This window comes from Amycolatopsis anabasis (genome assembly GCF_009765355.1).
In the GTDB taxonomy this organism is placed as follows: Bacteria; Actinomycetota; Actinomycetes; order Mycobacteriales; family Pseudonocardiaceae; genus Amycolatopsis; species Amycolatopsis anabasis.
Genome location: NZ_VTHK01000005.1, coordinates 76069 through 97282, shown reverse-complemented (window position 1 = coordinate 97282; position 21214 = coordinate 76069). Strand labels below are relative to the sequence as shown.

General features: G+C 71.3%; 22 protein-coding genes. 10 read left to right on the top strand and 12 right to left on the bottom strand.

What is annotated here, in order from left to right; genetic code table 11:
* Positions 1–12: 12 nt before the first annotated feature.
* The gene (locus FXO23_RS08595; RefSeq protein ID WP_158882665.1) at positions 13–513 is read right to left on the bottom strand and encodes a polyadenylate-specific 3'-exoribonuclease AS; all 501 of its coding nucleotides are present in this window, start codon (positions 511–513) and stop codon (positions 13–15) included.
* A gap of 17 nt (positions 514–530) precedes the next feature.
* Positions 531–1292: a lysophospholipid acyltransferase family protein gene (locus FXO23_RS08590; protein WP_158882663.1), complete on the bottom strand. Its 762-nt coding sequence runs from the start codon at positions 1290–1292 to the stop codon at positions 531–533.
* 214 nt (positions 1293–1506) lie between these two features.
* Between FXO23_RS08590 and FXO23_RS08585 the strand changes: the two genes are divergently transcribed.
* From FXO23_RS08585 to FXO23_RS08575, 3 genes are read left to right on the top strand one after another with little or no spacing between them, the layout of a single operon-like run.
* Entirely contained in the window at positions 1507–2277 is a 771-nt protein-coding gene (locus FXO23_RS08585; RefSeq protein ID WP_158882661.1) for an alpha/beta hydrolase, read from the top strand.
* The gene (locus FXO23_RS08580) at positions 2274–2774 is read left to right on the top strand and encodes a hypothetical protein (RefSeq protein ID WP_158882659.1); all 501 of its coding nucleotides are present in this window, start codon (positions 2274–2276) and stop codon (positions 2772–2774) included. Before FXO23_RS08585 ends, FXO23_RS08580 begins: the two co-directional genes overlap by 4 nt.
* A gap of 17 nt (positions 2775–2791) precedes the next feature.
* Positions 2792–3931, top strand: coding sequence for a glutamate--cysteine ligase (locus FXO23_RS08575; protein ID WP_158882657.1), 1140 nt, complete (start codon positions 2792–2794; stop codon positions 3929–3931).
* Positions 3932–4116: 185 nt separating this feature from the next.
* Here FXO23_RS08575 and FXO23_RS08570 read toward each other — a convergent pair whose 3' ends face one another.
* The 8 genes from FXO23_RS08570 to FXO23_RS08535 all read right to left on the bottom strand — a co-directional run bounded on the left by FXO23_RS08570 (position 4117) and on the right by FXO23_RS08535 (position 11972).
* Entirely contained in the window at positions 4117–6369 is a 2253-nt protein-coding gene (locus tag FXO23_RS08570; RefSeq protein WP_158882655.1) for a glycosyl hydrolase family 18 protein, read from the bottom strand.
* Between the two features lie 261 nt (positions 6370–6630).
* Positions 6631–7503 (bottom strand): NUDIX domain-containing protein, encoded by an 873-nt coding sequence (locus FXO23_RS08565; protein ID WP_158883046.1) that lies wholly within the window; start codon positions 7501–7503, stop codon positions 6631–6633.
* A gap of 116 nt (positions 7504–7619) precedes the next feature.
* A complete protein-coding gene (locus tag FXO23_RS08560) occupies positions 7620–8648 on the bottom strand; it encodes an ROK family protein (protein WP_246257061.1) in 1029 nt (342 codons plus the stop codon).
* Positions 8649–8716: 68 nt separating this feature from the next.
* Positions 8717–9145, bottom strand: coding sequence for a hypothetical protein (locus tag FXO23_RS08555; RefSeq protein WP_158882653.1), 429 nt, complete (start codon positions 9143–9145; stop codon positions 8717–8719).
* Positions 9142–10275: an ArsA family ATPase gene (locus tag FXO23_RS08550; protein ID WP_158882651.1), complete on the bottom strand. Its 1134-nt coding sequence runs from the start codon at positions 10273–10275 to the stop codon at positions 9142–9144. Before FXO23_RS08550 ends, FXO23_RS08555 begins: the two co-directional genes overlap by 4 nt.
* Positions 10276–10279: 4 nt before the next feature.
* Positions 10280–10723: an SRPBCC family protein gene (locus FXO23_RS08545; protein ID WP_158882649.1), complete on the bottom strand. Its 444-nt coding sequence runs from the start codon at positions 10721–10723 to the stop codon at positions 10280–10282.
* Positions 10724–10750: 27 nt separating this feature from the next.
* Positions 10751–11542 (bottom strand): metallophosphoesterase family protein, encoded by a 792-nt coding sequence (locus FXO23_RS08540; RefSeq protein ID WP_158882647.1) that lies wholly within the window; start codon positions 11540–11542, stop codon positions 10751–10753.
* 10 nt (positions 11543–11552) lie between these two features.
* The gene (locus tag FXO23_RS08535) at positions 11553–11972 is read right to left on the bottom strand and encodes a polyketide cyclase / dehydrase and lipid transport (protein ID WP_158882645.1); all 420 of its coding nucleotides are present in this window, start codon (positions 11970–11972) and stop codon (positions 11553–11555) included.
* 119 nt (positions 11973–12091) lie between these two features.
* On the opposite strand from FXO23_RS08535, the gene FXO23_RS08530 reads away from it, so the two are divergent.
* From FXO23_RS08530 to FXO23_RS08510, 5 genes are all read left to right on the top strand, one after another.
* Entirely contained in the window at positions 12092–13888 is a 1797-nt protein-coding gene (locus FXO23_RS08530; RefSeq protein WP_158882643.1) for an AMP-dependent synthetase/ligase, read from the top strand.
* Positions 13889–13994: 106 nt separating this feature from the next.
* Entirely contained in the window at positions 13995–14798 is an 804-nt protein-coding gene (locus FXO23_RS08525) for a transglycosylase SLT domain-containing protein (RefSeq protein ID WP_158882641.1), read from the top strand.
* 8 nt (positions 14799–14806) lie between these two features.
* The gene (locus tag FXO23_RS08520; RefSeq protein ID WP_158882638.1) at positions 14807–15865 is read left to right on the top strand and encodes a CHAP domain-containing protein; all 1059 of its coding nucleotides are present in this window, start codon (positions 14807–14809) and stop codon (positions 15863–15865) included.
* Entirely contained in the window at positions 15862–16173 is a 312-nt protein-coding gene (locus FXO23_RS08515) for a YbaB/EbfC family DNA-binding protein (protein WP_158882636.1), read from the top strand. Before FXO23_RS08520 ends, FXO23_RS08515 begins: the two co-directional genes overlap by 4 nt.
* Positions 16173–16613: a hypothetical protein gene (locus tag FXO23_RS08510; protein WP_158882634.1), complete on the top strand. Its 441-nt coding sequence runs from the start codon at positions 16173–16175 to the stop codon at positions 16611–16613. Before FXO23_RS08515 ends, FXO23_RS08510 begins: the two co-directional genes overlap by 1 nt.
* Before the next feature lie 8 nt (positions 16614–16621).
* Here FXO23_RS08510 and FXO23_RS08505 read toward each other — a convergent pair whose 3' ends face one another.
* Positions 16622–18853, bottom strand: coding sequence for a UvrD-helicase domain-containing protein (locus tag FXO23_RS08505; protein WP_158882632.1), 2232 nt, complete (start codon positions 18851–18853; stop codon positions 16622–16624).
* Between the two features lie 372 nt (positions 18854–19225).
* On the opposite strand from FXO23_RS08505, the gene FXO23_RS08500 reads away from it, so the two are divergent.
* Complete coding sequence (locus FXO23_RS08500; RefSeq protein WP_158882630.1) at positions 19226–20023, top strand: SDR family NAD(P)-dependent oxidoreductase; 798 nt, start codon at positions 19226–19228, stop codon at positions 20021–20023.
* Here the strand turns inward: FXO23_RS08500 and FXO23_RS52210 are convergent, their stop codons facing one another.
* Positions 20024–20155 carry a hypothetical protein gene (locus FXO23_RS52210; RefSeq protein WP_281356487.1) on the bottom strand — a complete coding sequence of 44 codons (132 nt, stop codon included), beginning with the start codon at positions 20153–20155 and terminating at the stop codon, positions 20024–20026.
* A 137-nt stretch (positions 20156–20292) separates the two neighbouring features.
* Here FXO23_RS52210 and FXO23_RS08495 point away from each other — a divergent pair, with 137 nt between their 5' ends.
* On the top strand, positions 20293–21126 hold the full coding sequence (locus tag FXO23_RS08495; RefSeq protein ID WP_158882628.1) for a hypothetical protein: 834 nt from the start codon (positions 20293–20295) through the stop codon (positions 21124–21126).
* Positions 21127–21214: the final 88 nt, after the last annotated feature.

The window sequence follows — 21214 nt, the reverse complement described above, 5'->3', positions numbered from 1 at the left end:
CAAAGGGTGCGGCTAGGCGGGGAAGGTGCGGTGGCGGCGGACGTCCTCGATGATGCGCCAGCGTTCCAGGTTGTGCTTCGCGTCGGCGAGGGCGTCGTGGGCGTCGGTGGGGGCGGCGGGCAGCTTCGGCTTGCCCACGTCCTCCCAGCGCTGGCGCAGGTCACGGGTGAACCGGGGCAGCTGGCGCGGCAGGGCGGGCATCGGGCCCCAGAGCTGGGCCAGGGCGACGTGGTCGTAGGCGGCGAACCAGGCCCAGAGTTCGATCCCGCCCGGCGGCTTGCCGAGGAAGTTCAGCAGGTCGGTACGGATTTGCTCGCGGCTGCGCCAGGCCGGATCGGCGGGCGAGGGCAGCTTGGGCAGCACGTTGTCCCGGACCCACGGGCCCGCCTTGCCGGGGTCGAATTCGGTGGATACCGCGTAGAACTCGCGACCCTTTTCGTCCACGACACCGATCGAGACCAGGTCGATGGTTATGCCGTCCTCGATGAACTCGGTGTCGTAGAAAAATCGCACCGGTGCACCCTAGTGGCCTAACCCGCTTTCGTTTGCGGCACCCGGTCGGCGTCCAGGCCCGAGGCCTGGGCCGGGACCGCGGGGCGCACCCCGGCGGCTTCCGCGGCGAGCAGTTCCTTCGCCTTGGCGGCGTAGATGTCCACGTACTCCTGACCGGACAGTTCCATCAGGGCGTACATGATCTCGTCGGTGATCGACCGCTCGACGAACCGGTCGCCGCCGAGGCCCTCGTACCGGGAGAAGTCCAGCGGCGCGCCGAACCGGATCTCCAGGCGGCGTGGCCACCACATCTTCGAGCCGATCGGGTTGACCTTGTCCGTGCCGATCATGGCCACCGGGATCACCGGCACCCCGGCTTCCAGCGCGATCCGCGCGACGCCGGTCTTGCCCTTGTACAGGCGGGCGTCCGGCGAGCGGGTGCCCTCCGGGTAGATCCCGAGCAGGCGGCCGTCCCGCAGCAGCCGGATCGCGGTGTCCAGCGCCGCCTGCGCGGCCGAACCGCTGGACCGGTCGATCGGGAACTGGCCGACCCCGGTGAAGAACCATTTCTTCAACCGGCCCTTGACACCCTTTTCGGTGAAATACTCCTGTTTGGCCGGAAAGGTGACCATTCGCTTCACATAGAGCGGCATGAAGAACGAGTCCGCCACCGCGAGGTGATTGCTCGCCAGAATCGCGCCCCCGCGGGCCGGAATGTTCTCCAAGCCGCTCACCTTGGTCGGCCACAGCAGCCGGAGCAGGGGACCCAGCAGCACGTACTTCATCAATCGATACAGCACCGTGCCCTGTCCTCCTAGCGCGTCACGTCCCTGCCCGGTCAGCAAGCCTACGAAGCGTGGTAGTCCCAGCACAACGGCTACCCCCCGGTTGCGCGGGCCGGGCGACCGATGTCACATGGGAGTACCCGCGACTCCGCCCCGCACACGCATCCACAACGGCGGCCCGGCGTGCGAACATGGACGTCCGAGTGGTCCGAGGGAAGGGCGAACGAGCATGCCCGTGCTCGCCGGCGCAGAACCGTTCTCGCACACCGGCTCTACCGAGGTCGGCGTGCTGCTCTGTCACGGCTTCACCGGGACCCCGGCGAGTATGCGGCCGTGGGGTGAGCACCTGGCCGAGGCCGGGTTCACCGTCCGCGGGCCGCGCCTGCCGGGGCACGGCACCACCTGGCAGGAGATGAACCGGACCAGGTGGACCGACTGGTACGGCTGCGTGCGCGCCGAGTTCACCGAACTCGCCGAGACCTGCCGGTCGGTGTTCGTGTTCGGCCAGTCGATGGGCGGCACGCTCACCCTGCGGCTGGCCGCGGAGTTCGGCGACGCCATCGCCGGGATCGCGCTGGTCAACCCGTCGGTGATGACGCTGCGCCGGGACGCGAAGCTGCTGCCGGTGCTCTGCCGGGTGCTGCCCTCGGTGAAGGCCATCGGCAACGACATCTGCAAACCGGGCGTGCTCGAGCAGGCGTACGCGCGGACCCCGGTCCGCGCGGCGGAGAGCCTGAGCCGGTTGTGGCGGCTGGTCCGCGCCGAGCTGGACCGGGTGACCCAGCCGCTACTCCTGCTGCATTCGGTCGTTGACCATGTGGTGGAGCCGGAGAACTCGAAGATCATTCTGAACGGCGTACGCAGTACGGACGTGACCGAGGTTGTGCTCCAGAACAGCTATCACGTGGCCACGCTGGACAACGACGCACCGCTGATCTTCGAGCGCAGCGTCGAGTTCGTCAACGCCGTCCGGCACAGCAGAGCGGGTGATCCCGCGTGAACCGCAGCCACGACACCGACCCGGACGACGTGGACGCCACGTTCGCCGCGATCGTCGCCGACCTGCGCGCCGAGGGCGTGGGCACGGCCGAGACCACCGGCCTCGAGCCCGACCCCGAACCGCGGCCGAAGGACTCGAAGGATTCGAAGGACGCCCCGGAGACCGGCGGGGCCGTCACCTCGGGCACCGCCTGGCGCGGCGGCGAGGTCGAATGGGACGAGACCATGTTCGGCGAGGACGCCGGCGACGACGACGAGCACTACGTGCCGCCGGAGCCGCCCCCGCTGCCCCGGCCGCGCAAGGGCGCCTTCGTGGTGCTGCTGTTCTTCGTCGTCGGCCTGCTCCTGCTCATCGCACCCAACCTGGTCGGCATCGGCACCAACCTGGGGACTCCGCTGGGCATCCTGTCGCTCGCCATCGGGATCGCCCTGCTGCTGCTCCGGGTCAAGCAGGGGCCGCCGGACGGCGCCGATCCCACGACCGGGGCACAGGTCTAACCCCCCAGGGGGTCGCCATGCACATCGAGTTCAGCCCCTCCCGCCAGTCGACCGTCGGCGCCGAATGGGAACTCGCGCTGGTCGACCGCCGGACCGGCGAGCTGACCTCGGTCGCCGAGCAGATCCTGCACGAGGTCTGCCCGGCCGGGCTCGAAGCGCATCCCAAGATCAAGCAGGAACTGCTGCTCAACACCGTCGAGATCATCACCGGGGTCTGCACGACGGTCGCCGAGGCCGCCGCCGATCTCGCCGAGTCGCTGGAGGTCGTCCGCGAGGTCACCGACCCGCTCGGCGTGGAGCTGTTCTCCGCCGGAACGCACCCGTTCTCGTCCTGGTACCAGCAGAAAGTCACCGACAAGGAACGGTACGCCAAGCTCATCGACCGGACCCAGTGGTGGGGCCGCCAGATGCTGATCTACGGCGTCCACGTGCACATCGGGCTCGACCACCGGGACAAGGTGCTCCCGGTGCTGGACGCGCTGCTCAACTACGCCCCGCACCTGCAGGCGCTGTCCGCGTCCTCGCCGTTCTGGGGCGCCGAGGACACCGGGTACGCCTCCAACCGGGCGCTGATGTTCCAGCAGCTGCCGACCGCCGGGCTGCCGTTCCAGTTCCGCAAGTGGTCGGAGCTGGAGGGCTATGTCGACGACATGTTCGTCACCGGGGTCATCGACCACTTCTCCGAGATTCGCTGGGACATCCGCCCGGCGCCGCACTTCGGCACGATCGAGATGCGAGTCTGCGACGGCCTGCCCACCCTGGAGGAGGTGGCCTCGATCGCGGCGCTCACCCAGTGCCTGGTGGACGACTTCAGCACCCGGCTGGACAACGGCGAGGCGCTGCCGATGCTGCCGCCGTGGCACGTGCAGGAGAACAAGTGGCGGGCCGCGCGCTACGGCACCGACGCGATCGTGATCCTCGACGCGGCGGGCCGGGAACGGCTGGTCACCGAGGACGTCGTCGACGTGCTGAACCGGTTGGAGCCGGTCGCCGCCCGCCTGGACTGCGCCGACGAGCTGCGCGGGGTGGAGACGATCCTGCGGTACGGCGCGAGTTACCAGCGGCAACGCGCGGCGGCCCGGCAGCACAACGGCAGCCTCAAGGCCGTGGTCGCCTCCCTGATCGCCGAGATGCGGGACGGCATCGCGCGGGACTAGGGGGTGTCTCTGATAAGAGATTCAGTCCCGGCTGCGACACGCGCGCGCCCGCCGGAGGCACGGATTCGCGGAGGCGGGCCGCCCCGCGGCAGGCCGGAACCTGTCCGCATACGTCGCGGTCCGTCTACGCGAATCCGTAGGCGCGCTCGAAAGAACGCAGAACTGAGACGCCGTCCCGCGAATCCTCAGCGCAGTCCCGCGTCGACCGCGGCGGTCAGGAGGCCGGGGTCACCCGACATCTCCCAGGCCATCGCGCCGAGCAGGCCCTTGCTCTTGATCCACGCGGTCTTCTTGCCGATCGACCAGGTGTCGTCGAACGTCCACCACTGCCCGCCGTTGCCGGTGTAGCAGAAGGTGGCGACCGCCGCCTCGTCGTGGCGGACCGTGCAGTTCGGCACGCTGGACACCAGGTTCCCGTAACCCCGGGTCCCGGCCTCCTCCGGGAACTGGCCGGGCGCGGCGCCCTTCGCGTCCTGCCATTCGCCGAACTTGCCGCCGTCGGTGACGTTCTGCCAGCCGCGGCCGTAGTACGCCAGGCCGATGGTGAGCTTGCGCGGGCTCACCCCGGCGTTCAGGTACTCGTTGACCGCGTTCTCCACGCTGAAGTGGAACGGATACGGATCGTCCGCGTCGGTGTGGAGGTTGCCCGCGTGCCCGGTCCGGTTCGGCTCCCACGAGTTGTCGCTGCCCGAGCCGTGGAAGTCGTAGCCCTGGACGTTGAAGATGTCCAGGGAGTTCGCGACCTTCGCCAGTTCCCAACCGGCGGCGATCTTCGCCGGGTCGGCCGGGGTGAACGCGGTGAGCTGGTACCGCTTGCCGGTGGTGGCGCCCAGCTCGTCGAGCTGACGCCGGAACTCCTCGATCAGCAGGGTGTTGTTCACCTTGTCGTTCGGGCTGATGTGGTTACCGGCGTGCCCCTCGGCGCCCGGCCACTCCCAGTCCAGGTCGATGCCGTCGAAGATCCCGGCCGCCGTGCCCGGCCCGCCGGCGCCGTTGTAGGTCGGCAGGTTGCCCTTGATGTAGATGTCGAGGCACGAGCGGACGAACTTCTTCCGGGCCGCGTCGCTCGCCGCCACGTCGGAGAAGTACTTCGAGTACGTCCACCCGCCGAGCGAGATCAGCACCTTCAGGTGCGGGTGCTTGGCCTTCAGCTTCTTCAGCTGGTTGTAGTTGCCGCGCAACGGCTCCCAGCCGGTGTCCCCGACCCCGTCCACGGACTGCCCCGCGGACATCGGCCGGCTGTAGTCGGCCTCGGCGTCACCGGCGCCGTCGCCCTGGTTCGGGTCCTGCGGGTTCGGCGAGGTGCCCTTGGTGACACCGTGCAGGCAGGTCAGGTTGACCGGGTCGATGTTGCCGAACGCGTAGTTGATGTGCGTCAGCTTCGCCGCCGCGCCGGTGGTGTCCATGTTCCGCACGAAGTACTGGCGCCCGTAGATGCCCCACTGCACGAAGTAGCCCACCTTCGCGTGGCCGTTCACGATGTCGCTCGTGGTGACCGTGAGCGGCGTGCTCGCGGCGGAGGTGTTGTCGAATCCGTCGCGCGCGGCGACGGTGAAGACGTACTTGGTGGACGGCGCGAGCCCGGTGACCTTCGCCGAGGTGCCGGTCACCGTCGCGGCCAGGGTGCCGCCGCGGTAGACGTCGTACGCGACCACGCCGGTGTTGTCGGTCGCCGCGGTCCACGCGAGCGAAACGCTGCCCGCGTCGACGGCCGTGCTCCGCAGCCCGCTCGGCACGCTCGGGGCCTGGGTGTCGTCACCGGGGTTGTTGGTCCGCACGACCAGCGGGGTGCTCGCGGGGGAAGCCGTCCCCTTCCGGTCCTTGGCCACCACGGTGAACGAGTACTCGGTGTTCGGGGTGAGCCCGGTCAGCGTGGCCGTGGTGTCGGTGACCGACGTGGCGAGGCTGCCGCCGCGGTACACCTCGTACGTGGTGACCGGCAGCGAACCGGGTTTGGCCGCGTCCCACGCCAGCGTCACGGTTTTCGTGGTCTTGACGGTCACCCGCAGTCCGCCGGGCGCGGCGGGCGGGGTGTCGCCGGTCCCGTCGCAGTTCGCGTCGTCGACGCGGCAGTTCGCCGGGGTGGCCGCCGCGCTCAGGCGGAACGACGGGTTGTACGGGTAAGTGGACTTCCCCGGTTGCAGGGTGTTGATGTAGTAGGCCGGGGTCAGCGTCACCTGCGTGCCGTTCTGGCTGACCGTGGCGTTCTCCCCGGAGCTGGCGGTCACGCCCGCCGGCAGGCTGAAGGTGATGGCCCAGCCGGTCACCGCGGCGCTGCCCTTGTTGGTGACCGTGTACTGGCCGGAGGTGCCGGACATCGCGAGTTCGGCGGTCAGGCTGCCCGCGGCCTGGGCGGCCGGGCTCGCCGTCACGCTCACTCCGGCGACGAGCAGTGCGGCCGCCGTCGCACTGAGTAATCGATGCAGGGTCGATCTCATGACTGCTCCTCAATGGCAGTTCAAACGAGAATGCAGGGAATGTGGTCTAGACCACAAACAAACGTTAGCGCCCCGCGCGCCACCGGTCTAGACCACTCGGCCCGGTTCTCGGGGTTCCCCCAACAAAGCTTTCCCAGCGTGGCTCCCCACGTGACGCTTCGAAGCCCCCAATGCGGCATTGGTGTCGCTCAACGCCCCGAACGCCACATTGGGTACCTTCAACGCCCCCAACGCCACATTGGGGGACTCCGGCAACCGGGGTTATGGGGCGAGCAGGTTGAGCAGGGTGGCGGGGCCGCGGACGGTGGCGCCCTCGGCTTCGACGCGGGTGCGGAGTTCCCGGTCGGCGGTCACCACGACGACGTGGTCACCGGGCCGGTCGGCGCGGGCCGCGCGGGCGGTCGCCACGATCGCCGAGTCCCCGTCCCGCGCAGCGGAAACCACCTCGACGCCGTCGACCGCCGCCGTGCCGCGCGCCTGCCCCTCGACCACGAGCACGACCCGCGGCCACCACGACCAGTGCGGCCGGTCGATCAGCCCGAGCGCGCCGTCGGGCACCCCGGCTCCGGCGAGCCCGGCCAGCCGGTCCCGCAGCCGGGCCGCGGCGCCCGCGCGGTCCCGCCACCAGCCGTCCGGCCGCGAGCCCACCACGTTCGCGCCGTCCACCACGACGACGAGTTCGCGGTCCAGCTGTGCCCGCAGATCCGGCCACGCGGTGGCGAAGTCGCGATGCAGTTTGTAGTCCGCGACTTCGTCCGGGTCCACCCAGCGCAGTTCGGCGCTCTCGATACTGGTCGCGCGTTCCTCGATGGTCAGCCGTGCGGTCGCCAGAACCGTGGTGTAGCGCCAGGTTCCGTGGTCCACAATGGACTCTGCGGTGGGGCGCAGGGCCCCGCGGCGCACCGCGGCTTCCTCCTCGGCCTCGCGGGTCGCGGCCTGCCACGCGGACTCCCCCTCGTGCACCGCGCCGCCGGGCAGCGCCCAGGTGCGCCCGTGATGGGTCCACCACGCCCGGCGCTGCAGCAGCACCCCGCGCGCGGGGTCGGTGAGCAGCAGCCCGGCCGCCCCGTGCAGGCCCCAGTGCCGGTGCCCGCACGCGCACCGGACGAAACCGCCGCCGTTCTCCCGAGGCATGAGCGCCATCGTCCTACCCTGTCACACCGGCCCGGGTGCCGGGAGCCTTCGCCGCCGCGGTGCTTGTTTCCGGACGCGCGGACACGGTCGTGCCGCCGGGGCTCGGACTTGACACCTTACGTCGCCTTCCGCTGTCCGACGCCCCACCGCCACGCTCGCGGGGCTTCGCCGACGCGCGTACTCGGACTCGCCGCCGCAGGGTCGGTCCGGCTCTCGACGTGACTGTCCAGCGCGAGCGCCGCGGCGCCCACGATCGCGGTGTCGTCGCCCAGGTGGGCGGTGCGGATCCGCGCGAGCGGCCGGTGCCCGGCGCCGGTGATCGCGCCCGCGTAGTGCTCGCGCGCCTCGTCCAGGAACAGCGGCGCGGATTCGGAGACCCCGCCCGCGATCACCATGACCTCCGGATCGAACACGTCGGCCACCAGCGCGAGCCCCTCGCCCAGCCACTTGGCCAGCTCGCCCAGCGCGCGCTGGGCGATCGGATCGCCGTCCCGCGCGGCCCCGGCGACCCGGCGGCCGGTCAGCGAACCGGGGTCGCCGGAGATCTCCCGGGCGAGCACGGTCGACGAGCCGGGATGCCGCGCCAGCAGTTCGACCGCGGTCGCGGCCAGCGCGGTGCCGCTGCAGTACCGCTCCCAGCAGCCGTACTTGCCGCACGGGCAGGCCCGGCCGCCGGGCACCACGCACAGGTGCCCGAGTTCGGGCGCCACGCCGTGCGCGCCGCGGTAGATCCGGCCGTTCAGCAGCAGCCCGGCGCCGATCCCGGTGCCCAGCGCGATCAGGCAGGCCACCTCGGCCCCGCGCGCCGCGCCGAACCGGTGCTCGGCCACGGTCGCCGCGTTCGCGTCGTGCTCCAGCGTCACCGGCAACCCGACCCGCTTGGCGATCCGGTCCGCCACCGGCGCCGCCCGCCAGGCGAGATGCGGGGCGAACATCACCGAACGCCGGTCCTGCGCGACGAAGCCCGCGACGGCGAGCCCGACCGCGGCGACGCCCTCGTGCCGGTTGCGCAGTTCCTCGATCGCCCCGGCGATGGCGTCCTCGAGGGCGTTCTCGTCGCTGGGGGTGCCGACCCTGGTCGTGTCCAGGAGCGAGCCCCGCTCGTCGACCACGCCCGCGCGCACGCTGGTGCCACCGACGTCCAGCCCGATCGCACGCAGTCCCGCGGCGGTCACTGTTTCTTACTCAAGACTTGCTACCGATCTCCACCCGACTACTGCCATTCCTCCCGGCGGCGCACCGCGATGCGCTGCACCCGGGCGGCCTCCGCCCGCGGTTCCCGCGGGGGTTCGGCCGGTGCCGGCCGGAAGCCGGGCATGTGCACGCCTTCCTGCGGTTCCCACCGGTCGGCGAGCACCGCCCGCAACAGGGCGACGAGCTGGGCCGCCTGTTCCAGCACCCGCGCGGCGAACTCGGGACGTTCCCCGCGCACCACCGCGACGATCGCACACAGTGGACACCAGCCGCAGGTCCGCTGCTCGTCGTGGGGGGTCTGGTCCGCCTCGGCCGCGCCGTGCCCGGCGGCCAGGACGTCGTCCAGCCAGGGCGCCGCCCGGTCCATCACCATGTCGACGAGCAACCGGATCTCCTCGGCCAGGCTCGCGCCGTCCTGGCCCGCCTGCGACTCGTCTCGTTCGGTCATCCGCGCCTCCGGCCTGGCGACAGCGAGATGACCAGCCCTCCGGCGTCCGACTCGGCGCCGGTGACGTGGCACGGGCGCAGGAGTTCCGGCAGCGCGATCAGGCGCCGGAAGCCGTCCACAGTCACGGCCAGGTCGTCGTCGATCCTGGCGAGATCCACCGCGGCGTCGCGGCCGAGCGGCAACGCCACCCGGAGCTGGTATCCACTGTCCACTTCGGATACTTGAAGGAGTGGCGTGACTCCCTTTCCGTTGCCGGACAAGGGGTTCCCGCCACGGTAGAGCTCGGTGAAGATCTCCAGCAGCGCGGGCAGGCCGACCGGCTCGACCGCGCGGTGTTCGACTGTAGCAAGGCCGTCGCCGGTCAGTCCGGACGCGGCCAGTTCGGCGAGCACCCGGTCCTGCTGACCACGCCGGGTGCGCATCCACGCGGCCGCCGGGCCGAACCAGCGTCCGGCCGTCGGCAGCAGGCGGTTCACGATCAGGCCGTCGACCCGGATCCCGCGCAGCGCCAGCGCGCTGAGCGTGCGGCGGGCCTCGGCGACCACGACCCGTTCCGGGGTCAGCACCAGGCGCACGGTGGTGGTCGCCGGATCGGTGAGGAGGCCGCGCAGCGATTCCAGATGCGCGGCCAGCCGCCGCAGATCTCCACCCGCCCGTCCGGCGAACACCTTGGGCAGGTACCCCGCCAGCGCGTCCGGCAAACCGAGCAGCCGCAGCGTTTCCGCGGTCGGGCCGCAGTCGACCACGACGGTGCGCCACGGGCCGTTCTCGGCGAGCCGCCGCACCTCGGTGAGCGCCAGCAGCTCGTCCACTCCGGGCACCACGGCCAGTTCCTCGGCGTCCAGCGCGTCGATCCCGGCCCCGGACAGGGCCGACCGCAGCCGGCCGCGCAGCTCCTGCCAGGCGCTGTCCACCAGGGCCCGGGCGTCGATCTGCCCCGCGTGCAGGCAACTGTCTACTTCGGACGGTTCGGCGCCCAGCGGGCGGCCGAACGCGTCCCCGAGCGAATGGGCCGGGTCCGTGGACACGACCAGCGTCTTCCTGCCCTGCCCCGCCAGCCCGGCGGCGGTCGCCGCCGCGAGCGTCGTCTTGCCGACACCCCCCTTACCGGTGAACAGCAGGATCCGCATGAGGTTAGCCCTGGCTCTCGACCCGGCGCTTGAGTTCCTTCAGGGCGGTGTCCATGACCATCTTCTCCGCCTTGCGCCGGAGCATGCCGATCATCGGGAGCACCAGTTCGACGGACAGGCTGTAGGTGACCAGCGTCTTCCCGCCGCCGATCGGCTCGAGCTGGTAGCGGCCGTCCTGGGCCTTCTGCATCTGGCCCTTGACCAGGTGCCAGGTGACCGAGAGCCCGTCGGCCGCCCAGTCGTACTCCAGCGTGTAGACGTCCTTGATCGGCCCGGCGTCCAGGGTCAGCCGGACCTGCTTGGGCTTGCCGCCGGCGTCTTCGGCGAGAACCTCGGTCTCGCGGACCTGCTTGGCCCACTCGGGGTAGGCCGGGAAGTCGGCGATGACCGCCATGACCCGCTCCGGCGACGCGTCGACCTCGATGGACTGGGTGGACTGCTCGGCCATGGCGATGAGGCTACCGTCCCGTAGACCTCACCAGCGCAGCACGTACGGCTCCTCGGTCACCTTGAAGTGCCCGACGTTGCGGCATTCGGTCTTCCCGACCCGGGTCCGCGCGGAGAGGGGCTGGTGGACGTGCCCGAACAGCGACCAGCGGGGCTGCTGCTCGGCGATCAGCTCGCGCAGCGAATCCGAGCCCAGTTCGGCCCGGCGGGCGACCACGTCGTAGGTCAGCTCGGGCACCGCCGGGGGGATGTGCGTGCACAGCACGTCGACCTCGCTCAGCTTCCCCACCGAGGCGTCGAAGTCGTCCCGGGTGCGCAGGTACGGCCGCCACACCGGGTTCGTGCGCCGGGGCACCACGCCGTGCGGCAGCAGCGCGCCGCCGACGAACCCCAGCCGCAGGCCGCCGACCTCGGCGACCTCGCCGTCCAGGATCTGCACCCCGGAACCGGCGAACTCCGGCCACAGCGCGGGGGTGTCCACATTGCCCGGAGTGGCGTAGGTGGGCACGGTCAGCGCGCCGAACAGCTCCGCGTACTGCTCGCGGATCGCCTCCTCGACCGCGGCGGCGGGATCGTCCAGGCTGGCCCACAGCGCCCGGGAATAGGTGACCGTCTCGTCCCGCGTGCCCTCCCGGCGCAGGCGGGCGAACTCGCCCACCTTCTCCGCGCCGAACAGCGCGCCCAGGATGCCCTTGTGGTGTTCCCGGTAGTCGACGAAGTCGAGGAGATCACCGAGCACGACCAAGGCGTCGGCCCCCGCACCGGCACGGGCGAGCGCCTCGGCGTTTCCGTGTACGTCGGAGACGACATGAACCCGCACGAGATCCACTCTACCGAGCCGACGGCGGTACGCCCGGCTCGCGCCCGTCCTCCAGGATTTCCTTCAGACCCAGCGCGATCTCCTTGGCGGCCCGGGCTCGCCGGTCGAACTCGCGCCGCAGATCGCGCGGGCGCAGCGGGAGCGGCCGCCCCGCGGCGTCGGCCGGGGTGGCCCGCAGGAAGTAGTGCAGCAGCGTGCCGTCCAGCACCGGCTCCAGCCAGACCTCCATGGTGCCGACCAGCGCGCCCCGCACGGTCCAGCGCAGGCCCTGGTCACCGCGGTCGGTGTACACCTCGAGCACCAGGTCGGGCCAGTACCGGGTCCAGGCGCCCGGATCGGCGAACGCGGCCGCGACCGTGCTCGGCGGGACCGCCAGAAACGTCTCGTCCACTATGTCGAGCGCCGGAGTTGTCTGGTTCGAAACGGACACGTTATGCAGAATGTCATGCCCAACCCCCCACTCGGGGACCAGCATGGTCAATCGTCGGACATACGACTAAGTTGACTGGCGAGTAACACCTGCGACTCGCGTGTAACACGGAGGTCTACGTGCGCGAATACAGCGCTCCGGCGAGCAAACCAGTGTCCGACGACGAGAACCTGGCCGACATCGTCTGGGCGAACGCCGAGCGTTTCGGGGACGTGATCAGCTTCCGCCGCCAGGTCGACGGCTCCTGGCTGGACGTGACCGCGCGCGAGTTCGCGGCCGGGGTGCTCGCGGTGGCCAAGGGCCTGCTCAAAGCCGGGATCGAGGCGGGCGACCGGGTCGGCCTGATGTCCAAGACCCGCTACGAGTGGACCCTGATCGACTTCGCGATCTGGGCTGTGGGCGGTGTCACGGTGCCGATCTACGACACCTCCTCGGCCGAGCAGGTCCACTGGATCCTGTCCGACTCCGCGGCCAAGGGCGTGTTCGTCGAGACCGACGGGCACCGCGCCACCCTGGACGAGGTGCGCGAACGGCTCGGCGGGCTGGAGCACGTCTGGCAGATCGAGGGCACCGCACCGGCGGTGGACACCCTGTCCGCGACCGGCGCCGAGGTCGCCGACGACGACGTGCACGAACGCCGCCGCTCGGTGCCCGCCGACGCGCTGGCCACGATCGTGTACACCTCGGGGACCACCGGGCGGCCCAAGGGCGTCGAGCTGACCCACCGCAACCTGCTCGCCGAGATCCGCGCGGACATCCAGGCGTTCCCGCAGCTCATGGAGCAGGGCAACTCGCTGCTCGTGTTCCTGCCGCTCGCGCACGTGCTGGCCCGGGCGATCGCGATCACCGCGCTCACCGCGCGGGTCACCCTCGGGCACACCGCCGACGTGAAGAACCTGGTCGCCGACCTGGGCACGTTCCGGCCGACGTTCGTGGTCGCCGTGCCCCGGGTCTTCGAGAAGGTCTACAACGGCGCGAAGCAGAAGGCGCACGGCGAGGGCAAGGGCAAGATCTTCGACGCGGCCGAGGCCACCGCGGTCGCGTTCAGCCAGGCCAGGGACACCGGGAACATCGGCCTGGGGCTGCGGCTCAAGCACGCGGTGTTCGACAAGCTCGTCTACTCGAAGCTGCGCGCCGCGCTCGGCGGCCGTTGCAAGGCCGCGGTGTCCGGCGGCGCGCCGCTGGGCGCCCGGCTCGCGCACTTCTTCCGCGGCATCGGCGTGCCGGTGTTCGAGGGCTACGGCCTCACCGAGACCTCGGCGGCGGCGAACGTCAACACCGAGGACGCGTTCCGGGTCGGCACGGTCGGCAAACCGGTCGCCGGGACCTCGGTCCGCATCGCCGAGGACGGGGAGGTGCTGCTCAAGGGCGACGTGGTCTTCCGCGGCTACTTCAACAACGAGCAGGCCACGAAGGAGGCCCTGGAGGACGGCTGGTTCCACACCGGCGACCTGGGTGAACTGGACTCCGACGGCTTCCTGAAGATCACCGGCCGGAAGAAGGAGATCATCGTGACCGCGGGCGGCAAGAACGTCGCCCCGTCCGGGCTGGAGGACACCCTCAAGGCCAATCCGGTGATCAGCCAGGCGATGGTGGTGGGCGACCAGCGCCCGTTCATCGCCGCCCTGGTGACCATCGACGAGGAGTTCTTCCCGGCCTGGAAGGCGCGGCACGGCAAGCCCGAGGGCGCGACCGTGGCCGAGCTGGCCGACGACCCGGAACTGCGGGCCGAGGTCCAGGCGGCCGTGGACGAGGCGAACAAGGCCGTCTCGCACGCCGAGTCGATCAAGAAGTTCACCATCCTCACCCGGGACTTCACCGAGGCCGGGGGCGAGATCACGCCGAGCCTGAAGCTCAAGCGGAACGTGGTGAGCAAGAACTACGCGACCGACATCGAGGCGCTCTACCGGAAGTAATAGCCCGGCTGAGCAGTCGGCCTGCGCGTTTGTGCAACCGCGGTTCCGATGGTGGTCGTCCCACGTCGAAGCTGCGGAGCAAGCACACGAACCGCGGGAGACGCGCATGAGCAAGCTATCGGCGGAGGAGATCGCGCAGCACGCGTATCGCGCCGGGTTCCGGGGGCAGGGCCTGACCACCGCGGTGGCGGTCGCGCTCGCGGAGTCCGGCGGGAACACGCGTGCGCACAACGGCACTCCCCCGGACAACTCGTACGGCCTGTGGCAGATCAACATGCTCGGGTCGATGGGCCCGGAACGCCGCCGCCAGTACCACCTGAGCTCGAACAACGAGCTGTTCAACGCGGCCGACAACGCCCGGGTGGCCTACCAGATCTCCGGCCACGGCAAGAACTGGGGCCCGTGGTCCACCTACACCAACGGCGCCTACCGCAAGCACCTGTCCCAGGCCACGAAGGCCGCGCACGCGGTCACCGCGCGCCACGGCAAGGGTGGCGGGGGCGGTGGCCAGCCCAAGGGCGGAGCGCACCACCCCAAGGGCGGGGGCGGCGCACCGCACGGCGGCGGCCGCGCGAAACCCCCGGCCAAGGGCAGCGGCGGCGGGTTCGCGGTCGACACCGACGCGCTGACCGCCTACACCAAGCAGGCCCGCCGGATCGGCGACGAACTGGCCGCGGTCGGCAACCGGAACCTGCGCGCGGTGCACGGCATCGCCGCGGACAGCTTCGGCAAGGTCGGCAAGGAGACCGGTTTCGCCAAGGCGCTGGGTGACTTCAGCACCTCCCTGCAGCGGCAGGTCAAGGGCGTCGGCACGAACGCGGACCGGCTCGGCGACCAGGCGGCCAAGGCGGCGAAGGTCTTCCGCGACCAAGAAGACGACATCGCCCGCGGCATCGGCAAGATCTTCTAGGGGGAAACGTGGACACCAGGGAAATCGCGAAGCTGTTCGCCGGCGAGATGGGCCTGCACCGGGACAAGCTCACCGGCAACGCGCGGGAGTCGCAGATCGCCCAGGCCTCGCTGGACGCGGCGGCGAAGGAGATCCTCGAACAGCGCGACGCGCAGCAGAAGAGCGCGTCGACGGTACTGAGCCACTGGCGCGCCGCGGGTTCGGGCGAGTTCGAGAAGGCGACCGCGAAGCTCGGCAGCGACCTGCGCACCACGGCGAGCGCCACCACCGAGGCCGCGAAGATCGTCGGCGGGGTCACCGACGCGCTGGCCGGGCGGCACACCGTCTCGCAGCGGCTGATCGACGAGTACGTCACCAAGGCGTCGAAGATCCTGGACGGCGCGCTCGCGGTGTCCGGCGCCGGATCGCCCGCCGCGCTGATCAACGCGGTCGGCCAGGTGACCGATCTGGTCGGCAAGTACACCAAGGAATCCGGCGGGCACCTGAAGAACGCCCGCGACGAGATGGTCGAGGCGGCCCGGAAGCTGCACGCGCTGCAGAAGGAGATCGACCACGACGGGATCGCCGACGCGACGCGGAAGGCGAAGCCGGGCCACCCGGCGAAGAAACCGCACGACAAGGACAAGGGCGGCAAGACCAAGCCGAGCCATTCGGGCAAGGTCGACGACATCCTGCGCAACGCCCGCAAGCACCTCGGCTACCACGAGGGTCCGGGCAACCGGAACAAGTTCGGCCCGGCGGCGCCGTGGTGCTCGTCGTTCGCCACCTCGATGTGGCGCAAGGCCGGGGTGAACATCCCGCTGCTGCCGTTCACCGGGGACGTCTACAACTGGGGCCGCAAGCACGGGCTCGCCTACGGGAAGAACGACCTGAAGCAGGCCCGCCCGGGAGACGTGCTGCTCTTCGGTTCCGGCCCGGGCTACGGTGCCAGCAAGCACATCGGGATCGTGGAGAAGGTCGAGGGCAACACCGTCACCACGATCGAAGGAAACTCCAGTGACCAGGTCCGGCGGGTCACGCACAAGCTGAGCAGCGCGACGTTCTACGGCGGGGTGCATCCGAAGTGACGCAGACGATCAGCGGGCGCGCGGACGACCGGGCGCACGGCATCGAGGTCGAGGTGGGCCCGGGCGGCGCGCTGCGACGGCTCGAGCTGCAGCCCGAGGCGCTGCAACTCGGCCGCCACGGCCTCGCCACCGCGATCCTGGACCTGGTCCGCAAGGCGAACGCCCAGGCGAGCCAGCGCACCCGGCACGCCCTGCGCGACGAGCTCGCCGGGTTGACCGGCGACGAGCTGGAACTGCTGGGCCTCACCCAGGACGCGGCGCTGACCGAGTCCGTCGAGTCGACCACCCCGGACACGTGGAGGGCGTGATGACCTCGCCGGAAGACGACGGCCGCAGCGTCGACGAGCTGATCGAGCTGGCCGAGGCCCTGCCGGAATCGGCGGGGCTGTCGGCCGGGCTCGCCGCCCTCCGCGGTACCGCCGCGGACCGGGGCATCGCGGTGTCGGTGAACCTCGCCGGGATGCTGGTCGGGCTCGAGCTGGAAGACGAGGCGCTCGCGCTGGGCGCCCCGGCGCTCGCCGGCGAGATCGCCCGGCTGAGCGCCGAGGCCGCCGCGAACGCGCTGCGCGAGGGCATCGTCGCGATCGCCGCGGTGTGCGGCGAGGAGCTCGCGGCGGTGATCGGCGACCAGCTCGGCATCCAGCGGGAAACCACCCCGGCCGAACCCGGGCCCGCCCCGCGCCGCCCGGCGTCCACTGTGGACGAAGGCGACTTCGGCGAGGTTCAGTCCTGGGCGGTTTCCCCCTGAATCCGCGATCACGTCAACAGGGCACTCCTTGACGAGCCCGGCTCGGCTTGTCGCCGGACGGTTTCCAGGCGTCCCGCCAGAACCGGCGGCAGCGGCTCGGTGTGCAGCACGCCGAGCCGCTGCGTCGCCCGGGTGAGTGCGACGTACAGTTCCGCCGGTCCGTCGAACCGCTGGGGTTCGACCAGGAGAACCGCGTCGAACTCCAGGCCCTTGGTCTCCTGCGGGGTCAGCACCGGGCCGTCCAGCGCGGTCCCGGGTGGGGCGATGACCGCGACCGTGCCTTCGCCCTCGGCGAACTCCCGGCGGGCCGCGCGCACCGCCTCGGCGAGATCGTCCGGGCCGATCCGGCTCGCCCACGGCTGGATTCCGTTGCTCCGCACCGATTCCGGCACCTCGAGCGTGGGATCCACCTCGGCCAGCACACCGGCGGCGACGGCCATGATCTCGGCGGGCGTGCGGTAGTTGACGGTGAGCCGCCGGTAGCTCCACCGGTCCTGGACGTATCCCGCCAGGATGTCGCCCCAGTCGCGCGGCCCGGCCGCGGACTGCCGTTGCGCGAGATCGCCGACGACGGTGAACGAGCGGCTCGGGCAGCGCCGCATCAGCACCCGCCAGTCCATCGCGGACAGTTCCTGCGCCTCGTCGACCACCACGTGCCCGTAGGTCCACTCCCGGTCCGCGGCGGCCCGTTCGGCCAGGTCGCGCTGGTCGCGTTCGGCGGCCCGCTCGCCCAGCGCCTCCGGATCGATCACGTCGGCCGCGACGAGTTCGAAGTCCTCGACTTCTTCCCGGTCCAGCTTGAGCAGTTCGAACACCCCGCGGGCGTACTCGGCCCGGGCCCGCCGTTCGGCTTCCGCGCGGCGTTCCGCCGACCGATCGGTGCCGAGCAGTTCCACCGCCTCGTCCAGCAGCGGCACGTCGGAAACGGTCCAGGCGTCCCCGTCCGGGCGGTACAGGGCATCCCGTTCGGCCGGGGACAGCAGGCCGTCCGCGGCTGCCAGGCGGTCCCGGTCGGCGAGGAATCCGCCCAGCAGCTCGTACGGGGTCAGCTCCGGCCACAACTCGGCCACCGCGGCCGCCAGCTCCGGGCTCGCCACGAGTTCCCGGCGCACGTCGTCGGCGAGGTCGGCGCGCAGCAGCCGGTCCGCGCCGGTCAGCCACCCCGTTCCGATCCGGCGCACCGCGCTCTCGGTGAGGGCCGCGATCAGCGCCTGCCGGAAGACGGACCGGGCCTCGTTGTGCGGGAGGCCGCTGGCCCGCGCCAGTTCCCGCGCGGAGCCCGCGATCCCGGCGTCCAGCGGGACGGTCACGTCGTCGAGCTCGATCTCGATCGGCTCCTCGGGCACGCGTTGCCGATCCGCGAGCGCGGCGGCCAGGACGTCGGCCATGACCGCCGATCCCTTGACCCGTTCGGTCTCCGGCGAGGATTCCCGGATCGTGGTGGTCACCCCGGGGAACAGCTCGCCGGGCGCGGCGAACACCACGTCGGTCTCGCCCAGCGACGGCAGCACCTCCCCCACGTACCTCAGGAATCCCGGGTTCGGGCCGACGATCAGCACACCGCTGCGGGACAGCCGCTCGCGCCGGGTGTAGAGCAGGTAGGCGACGCGGTGCAGCGCGACCGCGGTCTTCCCGGTGCCGGGCCCGCCCTCGATCACCACGACCCCCTTGTGCTCGAGCCGGATGATCTCGTCCTGCTCGGACTGGATGGTGGCGACGATGTCGCGCATGGTCTCGCCGCGCGGCGCGTTGAGCGCGGCGAGCAGCGCGGTGTCCCCGCCCTGGCCCCCGCCGTCCAGGTGGTCGTCGTGGAAGTCGAGGACCTCCTGCCCGCGGGTGTGGAAGTGCCGCCGCCGGGTGACGCCCTCGGGGTTGGCGGCGGTGGCGCAGTAGAACGGCCGCGCCGCCGGGGCCCGCCAGTCCATCAGCAGCGGTTCGTAGTCCGCCTCCTCGTCGAACAGGCCGATCCGGCCGATGTGCTGGTGCCCGCCCTCGGCGTGGTCCAACCGGCCGAAGCAGAGGCCGTGGTCCGCGACGCGCAGCCCGTTGACCCGACCGCCGACGGCGTTGGCCGCCACCTCCCGCTGCCACCGGGCCTCGCCGTCGGCGTCCGAGCTGTTCCGCAGCACCCCGGCCAGCTCCCGGGTGGCGCCGGTGCGTTCGCCCGCTAGCCGCCGGTACAGAAACGCGATGTACTCCCGTTCGGCCCGCAATTCGGCCGCGTGATTCGCGTTTGACAAAGTTCCCCCTTGCCCGTTATACTGAACCTGTAACAATAGCTGTTATTCTCTTTTCCGGCATTCGCCGAAGGTCCATTATTACGCACTTGTCAACTGCGATAAGAACGCGTTAGAAACCTTGCCTTCCGCGTTTCCCGCGGGTTCGATGGAGGCCATGCGCAGCCCGGAATTCACCGAGCGCGCCGCTCTCGACCTCGATGATCAGCCGCCTGATACCACTCCGGCCGGCGGCTCTCGATAACTCAGCGGCCCGCTGACCGGACCGTCTCTCGTACCCCGGGGATTCCCCCGGTTCTCCCGTATTCCACGCCGGGCAGGCGCCGCATTCGGCTTGCCCATGCCCGGAATTCCACGCCATTTTGGGGAACAACCATGCCTACTGCCCTGGTCACCGGCGCCGACAGCGGCGTCGGGTACGACACCGCGCGCGCACTCGCCGCCGACGGCCACACCGTGCTCGTGCACGCCCCAACCGCCGAACGCGGCGAGGAAGCGCTGGAGCGGCTGGTGAAGGGCGGCGCCGAACCGCTGCGCCTGCACACCGTCACCGCCGACTTCGCGCGGCTGCACGAGGTCTCCGCCCTGGCACGGGAGGTGGCGACCCGGTATCCCGCGCTGGACCTGCTGGTCAACACCGCCACGATCACGGGCGACCAGCAGCGGCTGCTGACCGAGGACGGCAACGAGCTGACCTTCGGGGTCAACTACCTCGCGCCGTACCTGCTGACCCGGCTGCTCGAAGTACCGCTCAAGGCGGCGCGCGGCCGCGTGGTCAATGTGTCTTCGACGCTGCACCGCGGCTCCACCATCAACTGGGCCGACCCGAACCGGCTCCGCCCGCACTCACCGCTGTCGGCGTACGCGCAGTCCGCGCTCGCGGTCACCCTGTTCACCCGGGCCCTCGCCGAGTTCTGGCCGGACGGCCCGGTCGCGATCAGCGTGGACCCGGGTACCGACGACCGGAAACTGCTGCGGCTGCACGGGCGGGTGGCCCAGCGCCGCGCCGACGGGGCCGCGGTCCTCGCGCGGTTGTGCTCGCCCGAGTTCGAGGTCGACAACGGGGCCTTCTACGAGGGGCTGACGCCTGCCGCGCCACCGGCCCGGAACGCCGACCGGCGGTCGCTGCTCCGGCTGTGGAAGCTCAGCGCGGAGTTGGTCAAGCTGAGCTGACTACCAGCGGCGGTCCCGGTCGGTCGGGCGGTGGGCGCGGGCCGCGCCCGACCAGCCTTCCAGCAGCCGCAGCACCAGCGCGATGGCCACGAAGACGCCGATCAGCATGATCGTGTACAGCAAATCGCTCATCAGGCAAGAATGGACGCCGCATCCGGGGAGCGCGGGAGAACCTCACAAACCCTTGACGCGGCGGCTCCGCACCCTTGACGGCGCCTTGACGGGTGGCCCCGGCGCAACGAATCGGGGCCGCCGGTCGTCTAGCAGTCGTGAGAGAGGTTCACGTTGACGCGGCGGCCGGGTGGACCGTGCGCGGGCGGTTGCTGGCCGTCGCCGCGGCGCTGGTGGCGACCGCACCGATCTGGCCGGTGGATCCCCTCGCCGACGAGGCGATGGACCCCGCCGAGGTGGCCGTGCTCGTGCCGGTGGTGCTCACCTTCCCGGTGGCTTGGGCACTGCTCGCCCGGTCCCGGCGATTCGGCCTCTGGGTCGCGCTCCTGCTCGCCGGGCTGACCGGTGCCTGGTCGGTGTGGACGGTCACCTGGGCCGATTTCGGCACCCCACCGGATGCCGACGACGGGCTGCGCTGGTACCTCGGCGCGGCGGGCGCGGTGGTGCTCGCCGCGACGCCGATCGACGTACTGCTCCGGCGCCGGGCCTCGGCCGCGGCGTGGGTGCGCTGGGCGGCGGGCGCGCTCGTCTGGTGCTGCGGTGTCGCGCTCGTCTTCGCGGTGCCGAAGCTCGACGGCGAGCCCATGCCGCCGGACGACGCGCTCCTGCCGCTCCCGCCCACCATGGTGGTGCTCGCCGACGAGGCGGGCTGCGCGTCGCCGGGCCGGTCCTGCGTGCGGCGGTTCACCGTGACCTCGGCCGGTCACCTGCCCGCGCGCGAACTCGCGCGGCGGCTCGGCGAACACCTGGCGGCCAAGGGCTGGCAGGTGCGGACCTCCGGCTTCGCGGCGGAACCCCGGCTGGAGTGCCGCCGGGCGGGCTGGCTGACCAATCCCTTCGAGCTGTGCGGCGAGCTGCGGGTCGACGAGCAGCGGGCGACCGTCGAGATCCAGTTCGCCCACGCGAACCGGCACGATCCGATCGTGGAATGAGTCAGCGCAGCCGCGATCTCGGCGTGGGCGCCAGGCGCGTGCTGGGGGTCGCGAGTGTTTGGGCCGGTCAGCGGTCTGTCCACTCACG

Coding starts and splice junctions, on each gene's coding strand:
- FXO23_RS08585 (WP_158882661.1), top strand. CDS start 1,507: ATGCCCGTGCTCGCCGGCGCAGAACCGTTCTCGCACACCGGCTCTACC.
- FXO23_RS08575 (WP_158882657.1), top strand. CDS start 2,792: ATGCACATCGAGTTCAGCCCCTCCCGCCAGTCGACCGTCGGCGCCGAA.
- FXO23_RS08570 (WP_158882655.1), bottom strand. CDS start 6,369: ATGAGATCGACCCTGCATCGATTACTCAGTGCGACGGCGGCCGCACTG.
- FXO23_RS08565 (WP_158883046.1), bottom strand. CDS start 7,503: ATGCCTCGGGAGAACGGCGGCGGTTTCGTCCGGTGCGCGTGCGGGCAC.
- FXO23_RS08555 (WP_158882653.1), bottom strand. CDS start 9,145: ATGACCGAACGAGACGAGTCGCAGGCGGGCCAGGACGGCGCGAGCCTG.
- FXO23_RS08550 (WP_158882651.1), bottom strand. CDS start 10,275: ATGCGGATCCTGCTGTTCACCGGTAAGGGGGGTGTCGGCAAGACGACG.
- FXO23_RS08545 (WP_158882649.1), bottom strand. CDS start 10,723: ATGGCCGAGCAGTCCACCCAGTCCATCGAGGTCGACGCGTCGCCGGAG.
- FXO23_RS08525 (WP_158882641.1), top strand. CDS start 13,995: ATGAGCAAGCTATCGGCGGAGGAGATCGCGCAGCACGCGTATCGCGCC.
- FXO23_RS08510 (WP_158882634.1), top strand. CDS start 16,173: ATGACCTCGCCGGAAGACGACGGCCGCAGCGTCGACGAGCTGATCGAG.
- FXO23_RS08500 (WP_158882630.1), top strand. CDS start 19,226: ATGCCTACTGCCCTGGTCACCGGCGCCGACAGCGGCGTCGGGTACGAC.
- FXO23_RS52210 (WP_281356487.1), bottom strand. CDS start 20,155: ATGAGCGATTTGCTGTACACGATCATGCTGATCGGCGTCTTCGTGGCC.